The organism is Stenotrophomonas sp. YJH_SMC_123 (assembly GCF_059368215.1).
The window spans coordinates 968,527-986,266 of the sequence record NZ_JCAFRM010000001.1 but is presented as its reverse complement, the minus strand read 5'-3'; the positions used below and the strand labels follow the sequence as shown (position 1 = coordinate 986,266).

13 protein-coding genes are annotated in these 17,740 nt (G+C 67.3%); 6 read left to right on the top strand and 7 right to left on the bottom strand.

Annotation, left to right across the window (positions count from 1 at the left end):
- Positions 1–35: 35 nt before the first annotated feature.
- A complete protein-coding gene (serA, locus tag AC5P5W_RS04625) occupies positions 36–1,277 on the top strand; it encodes a phosphoglycerate dehydrogenase (RefSeq protein ID WP_005416356.1) in 1,242 nt (413 codons plus the stop codon).
- Between the two features lie 94 nt (positions 1,278–1,371).
- Here serA and AC5P5W_RS04620 read toward each other — a convergent pair whose 3' ends face one another.
- Positions 1,372–1,986, bottom strand: a complete 615-nt coding sequence (locus AC5P5W_RS04620; RefSeq protein WP_032957967.1) for an NUDIX hydrolase — start codon at positions 1,984–1,986, stop codon at positions 1,372–1,374.
- A gap of 131 nt (positions 1,987–2,117) precedes the next feature.
- Between AC5P5W_RS04620 and AC5P5W_RS04615 the strand changes: the two genes are divergently transcribed.
- The 5 genes from AC5P5W_RS04615 to mtnC all read left to right on the top strand — a co-directional run bounded on the left by AC5P5W_RS04615 (position 2,118) and on the right by mtnC (position 7,649).
- Entirely contained in the window at positions 2,118–3,593 is a 1,476-nt protein-coding gene (locus tag AC5P5W_RS04615; protein WP_014646972.1) for an amino acid permease, read from the top strand.
- 80 nt (positions 3,594–3,673) lie between these two features.
- Positions 3,674–5,101 carry an amino acid permease gene (locus AC5P5W_RS04610; protein ID WP_130768138.1) on the top strand — a complete coding sequence of 476 codons (1,428 nt, stop codon included), beginning with the start codon at positions 3,674–3,676 and terminating at the stop codon, positions 5,099–5,101.
- A 557-nt stretch (positions 5,102–5,658) separates the two neighbouring features.
- A complete protein-coding gene (locus tag AC5P5W_RS04605) occupies positions 5,659–6,300 on the top strand; it encodes a methylthioribulose 1-phosphate dehydratase (protein WP_041863375.1) in 642 nt (213 codons plus the stop codon).
- Between the two features lie 92 nt (positions 6,301–6,392).
- Entirely contained in the window at positions 6,393–6,950 is a 558-nt protein-coding gene (locus AC5P5W_RS04600; protein WP_005409451.1) for a 1,2-dihydroxy-3-keto-5-methylthiopentene dioxygenase, read from the top strand.
- A 3-nt stretch (positions 6,951–6,953) separates the two neighbouring features.
- Positions 6,954–7,649 (top strand): acireductone synthase, encoded by a 696-nt coding sequence (mtnC, locus tag AC5P5W_RS04595; RefSeq protein WP_049408764.1) that lies wholly within the window; start codon positions 6,954–6,956, stop codon positions 7,647–7,649.
- Positions 7,650–7,730: 81 nt separating this feature from the next.
- On the opposite strand, the gene AC5P5W_RS04590 is transcribed toward mtnC, so the two are convergent.
- From AC5P5W_RS04590 to AC5P5W_RS04565, 6 genes are all read right to left on the bottom strand, one after another.
- Entirely contained in the window at positions 7,731–10,349 is a 2,619-nt protein-coding gene (locus AC5P5W_RS04590; protein WP_197574515.1) for a glycosyl hydrolase 2 galactose-binding domain-containing protein, read from the bottom strand.
- Between the two features lie 77 nt (positions 10,350–10,426).
- The gene (locus tag AC5P5W_RS04585) at positions 10,427–11,653 is read right to left on the bottom strand and encodes an AGE family epimerase/isomerase (protein WP_197574516.1); all 1,227 of its coding nucleotides are present in this window, start codon (positions 11,651–11,653) and stop codon (positions 10,427–10,429) included.
- A complete protein-coding gene (locus tag AC5P5W_RS04580; protein WP_197574517.1) occupies positions 11,650–12,645 on the bottom strand; it encodes a PfkB family carbohydrate kinase in 996 nt (331 codons plus the stop codon). Before AC5P5W_RS04580 ends, AC5P5W_RS04585 begins: the two co-directional genes overlap by 4 nt.
- A 7-nt stretch (positions 12,646–12,652) precedes the next feature.
- Positions 12,653–13,966 (bottom strand): L-fucose:H+ symporter permease, encoded by a 1,314-nt coding sequence (gene fucP / locus AC5P5W_RS04575; RefSeq protein ID WP_032957977.1) that lies wholly within the window; start codon positions 13,964–13,966, stop codon positions 12,653–12,655.
- A 60-nt stretch (positions 13,967–14,026) separates the two neighbouring features.
- Positions 14,027–15,076, bottom strand: coding sequence for a substrate-binding domain-containing protein (locus AC5P5W_RS04570; protein ID WP_197574518.1), 1,050 nt, complete (start codon positions 15,074–15,076; stop codon positions 14,027–14,029).
- Positions 15,077–15,172: 96 nt separating this feature from the next.
- Entirely contained in the window at positions 15,173–17,638 is a 2,466-nt protein-coding gene (locus tag AC5P5W_RS04565) for a GH92 family glycosyl hydrolase (protein WP_197574519.1), read from the bottom strand.
- Positions 17,639–17,740: the final 102 nt, after the last annotated feature.

Here is a 17,740-nt window from a genome sequence, read left to right as displayed (position 1 = left end):
GTGGTCAGCCCCTGTCCCACTGGCCGTGTTGCCCCATGTCGCCGAAGAAGACCTCGTTCCCGAAGCAGGATATCCGCGTACTGTTGCTGGAGGGGGTCAGCCAGACCGCCGTGGAGGTGTTCAGCGCCGCCGGCTACAGCCAGATCGAGGCGCACACCAAGGCGCTGCCCGAGGACGAACTGAAGGCGCGCATCGCCGAGGCGCACATCGTCGGCATCCGCTCGCGCACCCAGCTCAGCGCCGAGGTGCTGGCCGAGGCCAAGCGCCTGATCGCGGTGGGCTGCTTCTGCATCGGCACCAACCAGGTCGACCTGGACGCGGCCGAGCTGGCCGGCATCCCGGTGTTCAATGCGCCCTACTCCAACACCCGCAGCGTGGCCGAGCTGGTGATCGCCGAGGCGATCATGCTGACCCGCGGCATTCCGCAGAAGAACGCCGAATGCCATCGCGGCGGCTGGTCGAAGTCGGCCAGCGGCAGCCATGAAGTGCGCGGCAAGACGCTGGGCATCATCGGTTACGGCCACATCGGCACCCAGGTCGGCGTGCTGGCCGAATCGCTGGGCATGCAGGTGATCTTCCACGACGTGGAAACCAAGCTGGCGCTGGGCAATGCCCGTGCCGCGGCGAGCCTGGACGATCTGCTGGCCCGCGCCGACATCGTCACCCTGCACGTGCCGGAGACCCCGGCCACGCAGTGGATGATCGGCAGCACCGAGCTGGCGAAGATGCGCAAGGGCGCGCACCTGATCAACGCCGCGCGCGGCACCGTGGTCGACATCGACGCGCTGGACGCAGCGCTAGCCAGCGGCCACGTCGGCGGTGCCGCGCTGGACGTATTCCCGGTCGAACCGAAGGGCAACGGCGATATCTTCGAGTCGCCGCTGACCCGCCACGACAACGTGATCCTGACCCCGCACGTGGGCGGCAGCACGCTGGAAGCGCAGGACAACATCGGCGTGGAAGTGGCGGCCAAGCTGGTGCGCTACAGCGACAACGGCAGCACGCTGTCGGCGGTCAACTTCCCGGAAGTGACCCTGCCCGAACACGAGGACAGCCTGCGCCTGCTGCATATCCACCAGAACGTGCCGGGCGTGCTGTCCAGGGTCAACGAGATCTTCTCGCGCCACAACGTCAACATCGACGGCCAGTTCCTGCGCACCGACCCGAAGGTGGGCTACGTGGTGATTGACATCACCGCCAGCGAGGCGCAGGCCGCCGCCGTCCGCGACGAACTGGCCGCGATTCCGGGCACGCTGCGGACGCGCATCCTGTACTGACGCGCGTTCCGCCTTGCACTTGTAGAGCCGAGCCCATGCTCGGCTGCACTTCTGGCCGACATTGAGCCGAGCATTGGCTCGGCTCTACATATGGCTAGCGCGCCAGCCAGCGGTGTGCCATGCGCTGCATGGATTCATCCGATTCCGGATCGGACGCGACCTCGGTCACCGGCCGCCAGGCCAGGTCGAGCGATTCCTCGCTGAGCACGAAGGCCTCGCCCCCCAGCGCCCGTATCACGAAACGCACGTCGTAGTGCCAGTGCCCCGGCACGTCCTTGCGCTCCGGAATCCAGTGCTTGTCAAGATCGAAGATGGCCGGGTCTTCCAGTACCAGGCCGCTCAGGCCCGACTCCTCCTCGGCTTCCTTCAGCGCCACCCGGGCCAGGTCACGGTCGCCGTCGGCGTGGCCGCCCAGCTGCAGCCAGCGCTGCAGCTTGCGGTGGTGGGTGAGCAGCAGGCGCTGGCCATCGGCGCTGACCAGCCAGCAGCTGGCGGTGAAGTGGCCGGCCAGGCGCTCGCGGCGGAACGGATCTTCCGGATCATCCAGCAATGTGCCGAATTCGGCAGCCAGGGCGTCGTGGGCGGGTTCGCGGCGCGCGTAGTCCCGGAGCAGGCCGCGCAGGCGATCGTCAAGCGCGGCAAGGGTTTCGGCGGTCTGGCTCATGAATGGGGGCGGTTCGGAAAAATACTGCTCATTATCGCCGTTCATTGTTGCGATTGCGCTTGTGCGTTGGCTTCAGCTTTGGCTAAGGTACAGCGGGCCGTTCGCACGGCCTTCACCATCAAGGCAGCCGGCAACGTATCGGCCGCCCACCCCATCCGATCACTAGGAAGTACTGCATGCTGAAAGCTCTGTTGAGGGTCAAGCCGGTCGAGCCGGCCGGGCACGTCGATGCCGGCGAACCCATCGAAGGCAGCCTGGACGGCGAAGCCACGTTGAAACGGACCCTCACGGCTAAACACCTCATCCTGCTGGGCGTGGGTGCGGTGATCGGCGCAGGCATCTTCGTGCTGACCGGCCAGGCCGCAGCCAACCACGCGGGCCCGGCGGTCATGCTGTCGTTCGTGCTGGCCGGTTTCGCCTGTGCGCTGGCAGGCCTGTGCTATGCCGAGTTCGCGGCGATGATGCCGGTCTCCGGCAGTGCCTACTCCTATTCCTACGCCACCCTCGGCGAAGGCATGGCCTGGTTCATCGGCTGGTGCCTGGTGCTGGAGTACCTGTTCGCCTCGGCCTCGGTCGCGGTGGGCTGGTCGGCCTACCTGATCAGCTTCATCACCACCACGCTGCACATGCCCTTCCCGGACATGCTCAGCGCCGCGCCCATCGCCTGGACCGGCAGCGAGTTCGTCTCCTCCGGCAAGCTGTTCAACCTGCCGGCGGTGCTGATCGTGGCGGCGGTGTCCGGCCTGCTGTACGTGGGCGTGACCCAGTCGGCGTTCGTCAACGCGATCATCGTGGCGATCAAGGTCACTGTCATCTGCCTGTTCATCGGCATCGGCGCGGCCCACATCGACCCGGCCAACTGGCACCCGTTCATTCCGGAAAACACCGGCGTGCCGGGTGAGTTCGGCTGGAGCGGCATCTTCCGCGCCGCCACCATCGTGTTCTTCGCGTACATCGGCTTCGATGCGGTCTCCACCGCTGCTGGCGAGACCAAGGACCCGCAACGCAACATGCCGATCGGCCTGCTCGGCTCGCTGGCCGTGTGCACGATCGTCTACATCATCGTCTGTGCGGTGCTGACCGGCATGATGCCGTACCACCTGCTGGGCACCGACAAGCCGGTGGCCACCGCCCTGGAGCCCTACCCGACCCTGTCCTGGCTGAAGACGTTCGTGGAAGTCGGCGCCATCGCCGGCCTGTCCTCGGTGGTGCTGGTGATGATGATGGGCCAGACCCGCATCGCCTATACCATCTCCCGCGACGGCCTGCTGCCGAAGTTCTTCGGCAAGGTCCATGCCCGTTTCCGCACCCCGTACGTCGCCACCATCGTGGTCGGCGTGATCGCCGCCGCGCTGGCCGGCCTGGTGCCGCTGAACGTGCTGGGCGAGCTGGTCTCGATGGGCACCCTGCTGGCCTTCGCCACGGTCTGCATCGGCGTGCTGGTGCTGCGCTATTCCAAGCCGGACCTGCACCGCCCGTTCCGCGTGCCGATGGTCTGGATCATCTGCCCGCTCGGCGCGGCCACCTGCCTGTTCCTGTTCTGGCAGGCGTTCGTGGTGCATTGGCACCTGTTCGTTGGCTGGACGCTGCTCGGCCTGCTGATTTACCTGGGCTACGGCATCCGCAACAGCAAGCTCGCCAAGTCGCCCTGATCCGCCTTCGGGCCGGCCTCGCGCCGGCCCGTCCGTTTTCCCGCGCGCCGCCATGGCGCGCTTCGACAAGACCACCACACATGTTCAAGCAACTGTGGGCCACCAAGCATCCGCATGCCGCCCATGAAGACGCCAACGGCCTGAGCCTGCGTCGCCACCTTGGCCCCTGGGGGCTGACCGCCCTGGGCATCGGCGCGGTGATCGGCGGCGGCATCTTCGTCATCACCGGCCAGGCCGCCGCCAACCACGCCGGCCCGGCGATCATGCTGTCCTTCGTGCTGGCCGCCATCTGCTGCGCCTTCTGCGCGCTGGCCTATGCCGAATTCGCCTCGATGGTGCCGGTCTCCGGCAGCGCCTACACCTACACCTACGCCACCTTCGGCGAGCTCTCGGCCTGGTTCATCGGCTGGATGCTGGTGCTCGAGTACGGCGTCTCCGCCTCGGCGGTGGCGGTCAGCTGGACCGGTTATTTCCTCAGCCTGCTCAGCCAGTTCGACATCCATCTACCGGCGGCACTGGTCAGCGCGCCACTGGACGCGCAGCTGCGCCCCACCGGCGCGATCGCCAACCTGCCCGCCGCCGCACTGGTGCTGCTGCTGACCTGGCTGTGCTACGTCGGCATCAGCAAGTCCTCGGCGATGAACATGGCGATGGTCGTGCTCAAGACCGGCCTGATCGTGCTGGTCATCGTGGTCGGCTGGAAATACGTGGACACCAGCAACTGGACCCCGTTCATTCCGGCCAATGAAGGCCCGGGCAAGTACGGCATGGAAGGCGTGCTGCGTGGCGCGGCGATGGTGTTCTTCGCCTACATCGGTTTCGAGGCGGTATCGGTGGCGGCGCAGGAATCGAAGAACCCGCAGCGTGACATGCCGATCGGCATGATGCTGTCGCTGGTGATCTGCACCGTGTTGTATATCGCAATGGCCGCAGTGATGACTGGCCTGGTGCCGTTCCAGCTGCTGGGCACCGACGAGCCGGTGGTGACTGCCGTGGCCGCGCACCCACAGCTGGGCTGGCTGCGCTGGGTGGTCGAGGTCGGTGCGCTGGTCGGCCTGTCTTCGGTGGTGCTGGTGATGATCATCGGCCAGCCGCGCATCTTCATGATCATGGGGCGCGACGGCCTGCTGCCACCGGTGTTCACCCGGATCCACCCGAAGTACCGCACGCCGCACATCAACACCGTGATCACCGGCATCGGCATCGCGCTGCTGGCGGCGCTGTTCCCGCTGGACATCCTCGGCGAGCTGACCTCGATGGGCACGCTGATCGCGTTCGCCGCAGTCTGCGCCGGCGTGCTGATCCTGCGCCGCACCCAGCCGGACCTGCCGCGCCCGTTCCGCATGCCGATGGCGTGGCTGATCTGCAGCCTGGGCGTGCTGAGCTGCCTGGCGCTGCTGTCGGCGATGACGATGCACAACTGGATGCTGATGGGGGTGTGGACGGTCGTCGGTTTCGTGATCTATTTCTGCTACGGGTTCCGGCACAGCCGCCTGCGGGGTCAGTAAGGGGTTTTTGTATTGCAGGGCCTGCGGCCCTGCACCCGCCTTTGAAGCCGGAGCGACGGCAAGAGCTGGGCTGAGGGTTTGGCGGGGAGGGGGGAGATTGCGGGGGACGCTGCAAGTACATCCCTGTAAGCTCGGTCGCCGCATCCATGCGGCTCACGCCCCCGCAACCTCCCCCCTCCCCCCCTCCGACAGTCTCCTGGCACGTCCGGTAGATCCACGCCATGCGTGGATGAATTGCATCTGAGAGATGAATTCTCTCCGGTCGATGAATCCCCTGTAGAGCCGAGCCATGCTCGGCTCCGAGCAAGCCCAGCGCCGCGACCCGCTTTCCGCTTTTTCTTCTTCACTCCGTGGCTGGCCGCACGCCGGAACCTGTCCGAGGCGGGGCGGGTGGGCCGTGCAGGGGCGTTGGCGCCATGTATGGCGCCATCGAGCTTACAGGGACGTACTTGCAGCGTCCCCTGCACGGCCCACCCGCCCCGCCCCGCCCATGAACCGCTCTACACGACCCGCCACGAGGGGCTCAGCCGTTGGCCGAATCCAGTAAAATCGCCGGCATGAACGCCCCCACCTTCCCGTACGACACCGCGCGCCTGAGCGAACTGGCCCAGCTGCTGATCGACAACGTCCGCGAACTGGCGCACGCCGGCTGGACCCCGGCCACCAGCAGCAATTTCTCCCACCGCCTGGATGACCGCCACGCCGCGATCACCGTGTCCGGCAAGGACAAGGGCCGGCTGATCGAGGACGACATCATGGTGGTGGACTTCGACGGCCTGGCCGTCGGTCGCCCGCTGCGCCCGTCCGCCGAGACCCTGCTGCACACCCAGCTGTACCGCCGCTTCCCGGAAATCGGCTGTGTGCTGCATACGCATTCGCCGGTGCAGACCATCGCTTCGCGCCTGTACGCGCCGCAGGGTCATATCCGCCTGGAAGGCTACGAGCTGCTGAAGGCCTTCGCCGGCAACAGCACCCATGAAATGGCCATCGACGTGCCGGTGTTCGCCAACACCCAGGACATGAACGTGCTCTCGGCGCAGGTCGACGACCTGCTCGACCGGCAGAACCTGTGGGGTTACCTGATCGACGGCCACGGCCTGTATGCCTGGGGCCGTGACATGGCCGAGGCGCGCCGCCACCTGGAAGCCTTCGAATTCCTGTTCCACTGCGAGCTCGAGCTGCGCAAGCTGCGCGGCTGAGCCTGCGCGCAGGTGCAGATGCCGATCCGGAATCTGCGCCTCGCCCCCACCCTGCTACCCTGTCTTCCCCCCGAGACGTTCAAGCTGCCGCCATGAGCCGACTGCGCATCTACGACGACACCCGCCCCGAATCGCCGCTGCTGGACACCCAGGACGGCGCGGTCATCGCTGCCGAGCTGCAGAAGATCGGCGTCACCTTCGAGCGCTGGCAGGCCACCGCGCCAGTCGCGCCGGGCGCCAGCCAGGAGGAAGTGTTCGCCGCCTACCGTGCGGACATCGACCGCCTGGTCGCCGAGCGCGGCTTCAAGAGCGTGGACGTGGCCTCGATCGCCCCGGACAACCCGAACCGCGCCGAGCTGCGCAAGAAGTTCCTCGACGAGCACTTCCACAAGGAAGACGAGGTGCGCTTCTTCGTCGCAGGCTCGGGCCTGTTCACCCTGCACGTGGGTGACAAGGTCTATGAGATCGAGTGCGTGAAGGACGACCTGATCGCCGTGCCCGATGGCACCACCCACTGGTTCGACATGGGCGATGAACCGAGCTTCGTGGCGATCCGCTTCTTCACCGAGCCGGACGGCTGGGTGGGTCATTTCACCGGCACCGACATCGCGCAGAAGTTCCCCCGTTACGTACCTACCCAGGCGTCCTGATCCATGCAGCCCCGCGTCATCCTGACCGACATCGAAGGCACCACCAGCAGCATCTCGTTCGTCAAGAACGTGCTGTTCCCCTATGCCCGCAAGGCCTTGCCCGCGTTCGTCGCCGAACATGGCCAGCAGCCGGAGGTCCGCCGCTGGCTGGACGCGGTGGCTACCGAGATCGGCGGCGCCTGCCAGGACAGCCTGGTGGCCGAGACGCTGCAGGGCTGGATTGACCAGGACCGCAAGCACACCGCGCTGAAGGCGCTGCAGGGCCTGATCTGGGATGAGGGCTACCGTCGCGGCGACTACACCGCGCACTTCTACCCGGAAGTGGCACCGGTGCTGAAGGGCTGGCATGCCTCCGGCCTGCCGCTGTACGTGTACTCCTCCGGCTCGGTGCCGGCACAGAAGCTGTTCTTCGGCTTCAGCGATGCCGGTGACCTCAGCCCGCTGGTGTCGGGCTGGTTCGATACCGAGATGGGTGGCAAGCGTGAGGCCGACAGCTACCGCCGCATCGTGCAGGCCATTGGCGTGCCGGCCGGCGAGATCCTGTTCCTGTCCGATGTGGTCGAAGAACTGGATGCTGCCCGCGAAGCCGGCCTGCAGACCCGGCTGATCGACCGCCTGGATGACTACCCGATGCCGCGTACCGGCCAGGCCGCCAACGGCCACGAGCGGGTCGAGAACTTCCAGCAGATCCAGCTGTAAGCAAAATGGTAGAGGCCAACCTTGGTTGGCAGGCTCCTGGTGTGCCAACCAAGGTTGGCACCTACCAAAGCGGGATATCCCTCAACGGTCGTTGAGGGTCTTCACCCTCAGCGCCTCGCGCAGGGTAACCAGATCCACCGGGCCGCGCACCGCGATATCGCGGGTTTCGCCCGGCAGCAGATCCAGCAGGTTTTCTTCGACCTGCACGTCCAGCGCGCCGAAGTCGATCCACGCCGCGCGCACGTACGCCGCGCTTTCCAGCCGCAGTCGATAGTGGTCGCCTTCGATGGACAAGGTGGCCTTGAGCTTCCGCCGCGGCAATACCTGGTCCTTGGCTTCGACGAATCCGACCACCTGCCGTGCGCTCACCGCCCCGTTCCGCAGCAGCTCAAACACCGCCACCGTGCGCTTCGGATCGGCACCGGCCAGCAACTCGGCATCGCGAAAATCACCGATCGAGGTGACGCCCGACGCCGCCAGCGTCACCGCATCCTCGCGACGGCGCAGCACCTTCCCTTCCACGTCCATCACCCGCAGCCGCCAACGTGCATCCAGCGCCGCACCGTCATTGATCAGGCGTACCCGCGTGCTGCCCTCATCGCGCAGCGCGGCTACCGTGACCGGCGCGAAGAAGCGCCGCGCGGCGAAGTGCAGCGCCTTCCAGCGGCCGAAGTAATCCACGCTGGACCACGAGGCGCCTGGCCAGACATCGTTGAGCTGCCAGTACAGCGAACCCATCGTGTATGGCCGGGAGGCGCGATGATGCAGCGCCGCCAGTGCGATGCCATCGGCCTGCATGACCTGGCTGAGGTAGACGAAGTCCTCGAAGTCCTTCGGCGTGCCATAGCCCTGTTCGATGTAGTGCAACAGGCGGCTGTTGCCCTCGCCGGCCATGAACTTCTGGTGTGCACGGATCACCGGGCTGTCGATGCGCTGCTCGGCGCGGGTGGCGATCTGGTCCACCGTCGCCACCGACGGCCACGCCTGCAGCCCGTACTCGGACATGAAGCGCGGCGTCTCACGCAGGTAGGCCTGCACCGGCAGCGCCGGATTGCCCCAGACCTGCCAGTAGTGCTTGTCGCCGCGGGTGGAATCGTTGGCCTTCTCGTCCAGATCGTTGCTGGGCGAACTGGACCAGTACGGTACGCCCAGTCCTTCCTCGCCCACCACCTGGCGCAGGTCGTTGCCAAACAGGTCGACATAGCCCTGCCAGACCTTCGCCGCAAATGCCGGGTCGGCCGCCTTCAGGTCGCGGCCGTGACCCCAGTCCTTCCAGGCGGTTTCTTCCTCGTTGTTGCCACACCACAGCACGATGCTGGGGTGATGGCGCAGCCGGCGCACGTTGTCGCGCGCCTCGGCCACCACGCTGGCACGGAAGGCCGGATCATAGCCCGGCTGCATGCCGCCGCCGAACATGAAGTCCTGCCAGACCAGCAGGCCCAGCTCATCGGCGATGTCGAAGAACGCGTCGTCCTCGTAGTAGCCACCGCCCCAGTTGCGCAGCATGTTCATGTTGGCGTCGCGCGCGGCGGTCAGCACCTGGCGCAGGCGTGCTGCGTCGACGCGGGCGGGGAAGGCATCGAACGGAATGACGTTGGCGCCCTTGGCGAAGATCGGCACGCCGTTGATGACGAAGGCGAAGCCCTGCCCGCCCTTGCCGTCCTCTTCGCGGCGCAGTTCGACCGTGCGCAGGCCGATGCGCTGCTCGCGCACCAGCGTTGCGTCGGCACCGCCATCCAGGCGCGCCTGCACGGTATAGCGATCCTGCGCACCATGGCCGACCGGCCACCACCGCTTCGGTTCCGCCAGTTCAATCGGTAGTTCAACACTGTTCTGCCCGGGCTTCAGCAGTACGGTGCGCTGCTGCTGGGCCACGCTGCGACCCTGCGGATCGAGGACTTCCACATTGACGACCGCAGAACCGGTGGCGCTGCCCTGCTCCACCTGCAGCAGCACCGCCAGCTTCGCCTGCTCCGCGCTCAATGCATCGGTGCGCACGGCAAGACTGGTCAGGCGGTGCGTATCCCAGGCCTGCAGGTCGACCCCGCGCCAGACCCCGGCGGTGACATAACGCGGGCCCCAGTCCCAGCCGAAGTGGTAGGCCGGCTTGCGCGCGAAGTTGCCGACCATCGCGTCCTTCGGCTCGTCCCCATAGGGCGAAGGATAGTTGCCAGCGATCCTGTGTGGCATCGCCTGTACGCCCGGAAGCAGCGTGCGGATCGGTGAGCGGAACACGATCTGCAGTTCATTGTCCCTGGCGCGCAGATGCCCTTCCACGCGCGCGCGCCAGGTCCGGTGCGCGTTGTCCGCGCGCAGCAGCGGCTTGCCGTTGAGGCTGACTTCGGCATAAGTGTCCAGCCCGTCGAAGCGCAGTTCGGCATGGGGCTTGGCCAGCATCGCCGCGTCCACGTCGAAGCGCGCGCGGTACTCCCAGGCCGCCAGGCCGATCCATTGCAGCTCCGCTTCGGGCGCACCCACGTACGGGTCGCGGATCAGCGCATGCGCCAGCAGGTCGGTGTGCACGCTGCCCGGCACCGTTGCCGCACGCCATTGCTGCAGGCCTGGGTGGGCGGCGCCCTGCGCGTCGCCGGGCAGCATGCGGAACTCCCACTGTGCCTGCAGAGGCGCTGCAATTGCCGGGAAGGCCGACGTTGCGACCAGCAGCAGGAGCAGACGGACAACGAGGGAAAGACGATGCACGCGGAGCTCCTGTTTTTCCGCCGGGCGTGGCCCGGCGCTACTGATTCCGATTCATCATGCGTATGGCGACACGCGCCTCAACGCACCACGTTCAACACTTCGTAGCACGCGCCCATGGTGTGGTAATCCACCTTGCCGGCCGGGCTCTTCTCGTCGCTGTACTTGCGGTTGTCGGCATCGAGGATGCGGAACCAGGCGCCGAACTGATGGTCGACGAAGTGCTCCCACGCGTACGCCCAGATGCGCTCGTACCACTGCCAGTAGCGGTCATCACCGGTGCGCTTGGCCATCAGCGCGGCAGTAGCCAGCGTTTCGGCCTGCACCCAGAAGTACTTGTCGTCGTCGCAGACGAAGCTGTCGCCACCGATCGGCGCGCCATCCATGCCCGGCTGCCGGCGCGATTCCGGTGCGAAGCCGTAGTACAGGCCACCTCGCGCTTCGTCCCAGCTGCGCGCCACGGCCACGTCGAACAGGTGCTGCGCGGTCGGCACCAGCCAGTCGGCCTGCACGTGGCGATCGAGGATCAGCAGCAGCTTGGCCCACTCGGTCTGGTGCCCCGGTTGGAAGCCCCACGGGCGGAACAGGTGCTTGGGGTCGTCCAGGTTGTAGTCCCAGTCGATCTCCCAGTTCTCATCGTAGTGCTCCCAGACCAGCCCGCCGGCCTTGGCCGCCTGGCGGCGGGTCATGTTGTCGGCCAGCTGCAGCGCGCGCTCCACATAGCGCTGCTCGCCACTGGCCTCGAACGCGGCCAGCATCGCCTCGCACATGTGCATGTTGGCGTTCTGTCCACGGTAGCCGGTGAAGTTCCACTGGCCATCCGCTTCATCCTTGTAGAGCCCGTGCTGCGGCTCCCAGAAGCGCGCTTCCAGCAGCTGCCAGGTCTCGTCCATCCACGCGCGGGCCTGCTCGATACCTGCCTTCAGCGCGCAGCTGTAGGCCAGCAGCACGAAGGCCACGCCGTAGCAGTGGTTCATGTCGTCCTCGACCTTGCCATCACGCAGGGTCCAGGCATAGCCGCCGGTGGCGGGGTTGCGGTGCACCTCGCGCAGGTATCGCACGCCGTGCTCGACCGCGTCGCGGTACTCGGCATTGCCGAACTCGCGGTAGGCCATCGCGTAGTTGAAGACGAAACGGGTGCTGCTCACCAGGTGGCGATGGCTGGCATCGTAGATGCTGCCGTCGTCACGGAAGTAGTGGAAGAAGCCACCGTCCGGATCGATGCAGCGCGGATGGTAGAACGCCATGGTATCGGCGATGTGCGCGCGCAGGAACGCGGGCGAACGGAAATCGGGCGAGGTGCTCATGCAGTAATGTCCTGTGCCTGCAGCAGCTGCTGCACATCATCGAGCGAGGGCATCGCGGCGAACGCGCCCTTGCGGGTAACAGCCAGCGCGCCGACCGCTGCGCCGAAGCGCAGCGTGGCGGTGATCGCCTCCGGGTCCTGGCAGAAGGCGGTAAAACCGGCACCGGCCCCGCCGCGCTCCAGCAGGCCAACCAGCACGCCACCGACGAAGGCATCACCGGCCGCCGTGGTGTCGACCGTGGCCACGCGGAAGCTGGTGACGGTGCCGTGGTTGTCGCGGGTGTACCAGTGCAGCGTGGCTGCACCATCGGTGACGATCACCCAGCGCGCCCGCGCGGCCAGCAGGCGCCCCAGCACCGCCGCCTCGCCATCGGCGCCCAGCGGCGCGGCCAGGTAGTCCAGCTCCTCGCGCGACAGCTTGACCAGGTCGGCGCGTTCCAGCGCCTGCCACAGGCGCGGCGCCGGGTCCTCGTTCGCCGGCCACAGGGCAGGACGCAGGTTGAGGTCCAGGCTGACCACCGCACCAGCAGCGCGGGCACGGTCCATGCCGGCAAAGGTCGCCTCGGCGATGGCCGGCTCGGTCAGGCTGTTGGAACAGACGTGGAAGCATTGCGCGCTGTCGAGGCACGCCGCCTGGAAGTCGCTGTCACGGAACAGCAGGTCAGCCGCCGGCGGGCGGTAGAAACTGAAGCTGCGCTCGCCATTGGCATCCAGGGCCACGAAGGCCAGTGCGGTCTTCGCCGCGTCGGTGCGCACGATGTAATCGGTACCCACGCCGTGCTCGACCAGGCTGTCGGCCAGGAAATCGCCGAACATGTCGCGGCCCAGCATGCCGACGAACTGGGTCTTCGCACCCAGCCGCGCAGCCGCCACCGCGACGTTGGCCGGCGCCCCGCCGGCGTGCTGCAGGAACGCACGCGGGGTGTCGGCCGAGGCCGGCGGCTGTGCTAGTAGATCGATCAAAATTTCGCCGAAGCAAACGATGGCACCCATTCCGGACTCAGCCTCCCTGCGTTGCGGAGGCCGGCGTACGCGCGCCGACCAGTCCGTAGAAAATGATGTAGCCGTAGCACAGCAGCGGCAGGATGAAGCTGGCCTGCACGCCGATGTGGTCGGCCAGCACGCCCTGCAGGTACGGCACCACGGCACCGCCGACGATGGCCATGATCAGCAGGCTGGACCCCTTGTTGGTCAGCGGGCCGAGGCGCTCGATGCTCAGCGCGAAGATGGTCGGGAACATGATCGAGTTGAACAGGCCGATGGCCACCACCGAGTACAGCGCGACGTTGCCGGAGCTCAGCATGGTGGTGACCAGCAGCGCCACGTTGACCAGCGCGAAGATCGCCAGCAGACGGCTGGGCGAGAAGCGCGCCAGCAGCGCCGAACCGGCGAAGCGGCCGATCATCGCCATCGTCCAGTAGGCAGACACGTAATGCGTGGCCTGCTGCTCGCTGAAGCCACCGATGTTCGGCATCGACAGGTAGTTGACCAGGAAGCTGCCAATCGACACTTCGGCACCGACGTAGAAGAAGATGCCCAGCACGCCCAGCAGCAGGTGGCGCTTGCGCAGCGCATCCAGGTAGCTGTGGTGGTGGCCCTGGTCGGCCTGCTCGGTGGCGTCGCTCAGCGCCGGCAGGCGGAACAGGAATACGAACAGCGCCAGCAGCACCAGCGCCACCGCCAGGCCCACGTACGGACCCTGCACAGCCTGCGCCTCGGCGGCACGGTAGGCCAGCTGCTCGGCGGCCGGCAGCGCCGCGATGTCGTCAGCGCTCTTGACCGTGTTGGACAGGATCAGCATGCCGCCGAAGATCGGGGCGATGGCCGTGCCCAGCGAGTTCAGCGCCTGCGCCAGGGTCAGGCGGCTGGAGCTGGTCTGCTCCGGGCCCAGCAGCGCGACATAGGGGTTGGCGGCCACCTGCAGCACGGTAATGCCGGTGGCCAGCACGAACAGTGCGCCGAGGAAGGCGCCATAGACGCGCAGTTCGGCCGCCGGCCAGAAGCCCAGCGCGCCGATGCCGGCGATCACCAGGCCGGCGACGATGCCTTTCTTGTAGCCCAGCGCCGCCACCAGCCGCCCCGCCGGCAGCGACATCAGGAAATAGGTGCCGAAGAAGGTGAACTGCACCAGCATCGCCTTGGCGTAGTTCAGCTCGAACACCGCCTTCAGGTGCGGGATCAGGATGTCATTGAGGCAGGTCAGGAAGCCCCACATGAAGAAGATCGTGGTGACGACAGCCAACGCCTTGCCGTTGGTGACGGCGGGTGCGTTGCCCGAGGAACCCGATGGACGGGGCGTTGCGGAGATCGGCATGCGGTACGCGCCTCGATGCGCGGAAGGTCGTTGTTGCGTGGAAGGGGTGTATGAAAGGAATCAGTTCGGTCGCGCAGCACTGCTTTCGCGGATGCGCAGCTGCACCGGCGCGACCGTGCGCCGTGGCGGCGCATCCGGTTCGTCCAGCCGTTGCAGCAGCAGCGCGGCCGCTTGCCGGCCACGCTCGCGCGGGTCGGCAGTGAGCGTGGTCAACGGTGGCACCGCCACCGCAGCCTCGGAAATGTCGTCGAAACCAGTAACGGCAAAGTCGCCACCGGGACGGATGCCACGCGAGTTCAAGCCCAGCATCAGGCCCAGCGCGACGGTGTCGTTGTAGCAGACCGCCGCACTCGGACGATGGCCATCGGCAAACAGTTCATCGGTGCGCGATGCTGCTTCCAGGCGGTTCGGCGCCGACTCGATCATCCAACCCGGCGGCAGCGACAGCCCGGCCTCGGCCAGCGCCTGCTGGAAACCGGCGCGGCGCTGGTGGCAGGAACTGGATGCGGCGTGGCCGCCGAAGAAGGCGATCTGGCGATGGCCGCGCTCTATCAGGTGGCGCGTGGCCAGATAGGCGCCGTGCTGGTTGTCCAGGGTCAGGAAGTCCCAGTCAGCCCCGGCCAGTTCGCGGTTGAACAGCAGCACGTTGGCATTGGCGCCCAGCGCCTGCCGCAACTGCGCGGTGTCGCTGCCCTCGGCCGGCGACAGGATCAGGCCGGCCGGGGTGTGCTCCATCAGCGTGGACAGCACGGCCTGCTGGCGCTCTGGCGATTCCCCGGTGCTGCCCAGCAACGTCACGTAACCGCGCCCGCCCAGCGCCTCGTCCACGCCTGACGCGAATTCGGCGAAGAACGGGTTGGACAGGTCGTTGATCACCAGCGCGATGCTCGACGAGGTGCGCCGGCGCAGGTTGGCCGCCGCGCGGTTGTAGACATAGCGCTGGCGGCGCAGCTCGGCCTCGACCTTGGCGCGGGTATCGACATTGACCAGCGGGCTGCCGCGCAGCACCAGCGACACGGTTGCCCGTGACACGCCGATCGCACGCGCGATGTCGGTCACCGTCACCGCCTTGCCGGCGCGCTTGCTGGGACTGCTGCCGTTGTCGTTCATCGTCTTCCCGGACTCCGCTGGAAGCTCAAGCCTAATGGATCAGGGCCGTGTCGTGCCGTGCCGTTCGCTGGGTCACCGCGAACGGCACAGTCCGGCTCAGCGCAGCTGGCTGCCCCGTGCCGCGCACCAGGATACCGGCAGATCCTTCACCGCCGTGCCCCAGCCCTGCTCCGGCACCTTCGCATCCAGCGCAAAGCGCACGCGCGGGCCCTGCTGCAGGCGGTTCCAGTCCAGCCACACCGGTGCATGCGCCTGGCCATCGACCTGCACGCCCTGCACATACTGCAGGCGGCGGCCATCGGCGCCCGGCGCGTCGATGCGCAGGGTGCGGCCATTGCCCATGTCCACTTCCACCTTGCTGAAGCGCGGGGTGTGCAGCAGGAACTGGCCGCTGCCCGGCACCGCCGGGTACACGCCGATGGCACTGAACAGGTACCAGGCCGACATCGTGCCGAGGTCATCGTTGCCGGTCACACCGTTGGGGGCATTGGTGAACAGCTGCTGCGCCGCACGCACCACGGCCGCGGTCTTCCACGGCTGGCCGATCAGCGTGTACAGCCACGGCGAGTGCAGGTCCGGCTCGTTGTTCGGGTTGTAGCGGAACTGGTTGTAGTAGCTGTACGGCCCGACCACCCACGCCTTGCGGGCGGCATTGAGCGGGTCGGCCTGCAGCGCGTCCATCGCGAAGAACGCATCGAGGCGGCGGCCCGCCTGCTCGCGGCCGTCCATCGCTTCGACCAGGCCCGGCACGTCCTGCTGCGCCAGCCACTGGTACTGCCACGCCGTGCCCTCGTGGAAACCGTGGTGCGAACGCGGGCTGTAATGGCCGTCGGACGGGGTGTACCACTGGCCGTCCTCGGTACGCGGGCGCGGGAACCCGGTGAAGCCGGTCTCGGCGTCGCGCACCTGCGGGTCCCACACCTTGCGCCAGTTGCGGCCGCGCTCGCGCAGCGTCGCCGCATCCTGGGCATGGCCCAGGCCGTCGGCCATCTGCGAGAGCGCGCAATCGGCCAGCGCGTACTCCAGCGTGGCCGAACCACCGTGGTGCGGATCGACGTCCATGCCCTTGGACGGGAATGCACGGTCATAGGCCACGTAGCCCTTGTCCAAGTAAGTCGGGTTGCCGGAGCGGCCGGCCATGCGCGAGTTCAGCGGCGGCGTGCCGAAGGCATTGCGGCGCAGCGCATCCCACGCCTGCGATTCACGGCCCTTGAGTGCACCGAAGCGCCACAGGTCGACCATGAACGGGGTGACCGGATCGCCGGTCATGATGTTGGTTTCGAAGTTGGCATAGCCCCAGCGCGGCAGCCAACCGCCCTGCTCATCGATCGCCAGCAGGGTGCGGCCGATGTCGCGCGCCACGTCCGGGCGGGTCAGTGCCAGCCACTGGTTCTGCGCGCGATAGGTATCCCACAGCGAGAAGTACTCGTAATAGGTCCAGCCATCGGCACGGTGGATGCCATCGTCATAGCCGCGGTAGCGGCCATCGGCATCGTTGCCGGTCATCGGCTGCAGCAGCGCGTGGTAGACCGCGCTGTAGAACACGGTGCGGTCATCGGCGGTGCCGCCCTGCACGCGTACACGGCCCAACTGCTCACGCCAGGCCTGCTGCGACAGCGCGCGCATGCGGTCGAAACCGAGCAGCGACCCACCCTGCATGCCCTCGGCACGCAGGTTGGTGCGCGCGCCTTCGGCATCCACGTGCGAGATCGCGCTGACCGCCGTCACCGACTGGCCCTTGGCCAGGTCGAAGCTGAGCCAGGCACCGTTCGGCTTCTGCTCGCCTTCCATGCTGTGGCGCGCGCCCGGCAGGCCGCCGCCCTCACCCCAGGTACCATGCGCCTTGAACGGACGGTCGAACTCGATGCGGAACCAGGTGGTGTACTGATGGCCGCCGCAGAAACTCTTGGTAACCAGCTTGCCCTCGACCACGCGGTCGCCGACCACATCGACCACGCTGCCGATCACCGAATGGCGCTCGTTGGCCTGGCCGACATTGACCAGCACGTGGCCATCGCCACTGCGCTGGCTGAAGGTGTAGCGCTCGGCCGCGGCACGGGTACGCGCGGTCGCCTCGGCATCGATGCCGCCGTAGCTGGTCAGCCGCACCTTGTAGTAGCCGGCCTGGCCGACCTCGCCATCGTGGGTGTAGGACGCGGCGTAGGCCTTGTGGTCGAACTGCCTGGCGTTGCCGGTATCGAAATCACCGCCCGGACCGATCGAGCCCGTGACCGGCAGCACCGACACCTGGCCGCCCTGTTCCCAGCAGCCGGCACCGGAGATGAAGGAGTGGCCGAAGCCACGGATCTTCTCGTCGTCATAGCGCCAACCCGAATAGTGGCTGCCGATCGGGCTGACCTGGATCAGGCCGAACGGCGCCGACGCACCCGGGAACGTGTTGCCGTCGTCCTTGCTGCCGATGAAGGTGTTGACCTCGCGCTCCAGCGCTGCCGGCGCGGCCTGCAGCAGCATCGGCGCCGCCGACAGCGCAAGCAGGCAGGCCAGGCGCGCCAGCGGGCGCGAGGATGATGGGACGGCGGGAGCGGACGGCACTGGACGCATGTCGGGTTCCTGTAGTCGATGACGCAGAGACAGACGGCCCGGGCCTTCCGGCACCGTTCCGCTGAGCTCTGCCTGGACCGGCAGAAGGCTCCCCCTGGAATG

Bases quoted from the DNA above. Each gene is read 5' to 3' on its own strand.
- mtnC (WP_049408764.1), top strand. From the start codon at position 6,954: ATGCAGCCCCGCGTCATCCTGACCGACATCGAAGGCACCACCAGCAGC.
- AC5P5W_RS04570 (WP_197574518.1), bottom strand. From the start codon at position 15,076: ATGAACGACAACGGCAGCAGTCCCAGCAAGCGCGCCGGCAAGGCGGTG.
- AC5P5W_RS04610 (WP_130768138.1), top strand. From the start codon at position 3,674: ATGTTCAAGCAACTGTGGGCCACCAAGCATCCGCATGCCGCCCATGAA.
- AC5P5W_RS04605 (WP_041863375.1), top strand. From the start codon at position 5,659: ATGAACGCCCCCACCTTCCCGTACGACACCGCGCGCCTGAGCGAACTG.
- AC5P5W_RS04620 (WP_032957967.1), bottom strand. From the start codon at position 1,986: ATGAACGGCGATAATGAGCAGTATTTTTCCGAACCGCCCCCATTCATG.
- AC5P5W_RS04600 (WP_005409451.1), top strand. From the start codon at position 6,393: ATGAGCCGACTGCGCATCTACGACGACACCCGCCCCGAATCGCCGCTG.
- fucP (WP_032957977.1), bottom strand. From the start codon at position 13,966: ATGCCGATCTCCGCAACGCCCCGTCCATCGGGTTCCTCGGGCAACGCA.
- AC5P5W_RS04585 (WP_197574516.1), bottom strand. From the start codon at position 11,653: ATGAGCACCTCGCCCGATTTCCGTTCGCCCGCGTTCCTGCGCGCGCAC.
- AC5P5W_RS04615 (WP_014646972.1), top strand. From the start codon at position 2,118: ATGCTGAAAGCTCTGTTGAGGGTCAAGCCGGTCGAGCCGGCCGGGCAC.
- AC5P5W_RS04565 (WP_197574519.1), bottom strand. From the start codon at position 17,638: ATGCGTCCAGTGCCGTCCGCTCCCGCCGTCCCATCATCCTCGCGCCCG.
- AC5P5W_RS04580 (WP_197574517.1), bottom strand. From the start codon at position 12,645: ATGGGTGCCATCGTTTGCTTCGGCGAAATTTTGATCGATCTACTAGCA.
- serA (WP_005416356.1), top strand. From the start codon at position 36: ATGTCGCCGAAGAAGACCTCGTTCCCGAAGCAGGATATCCGCGTACTG.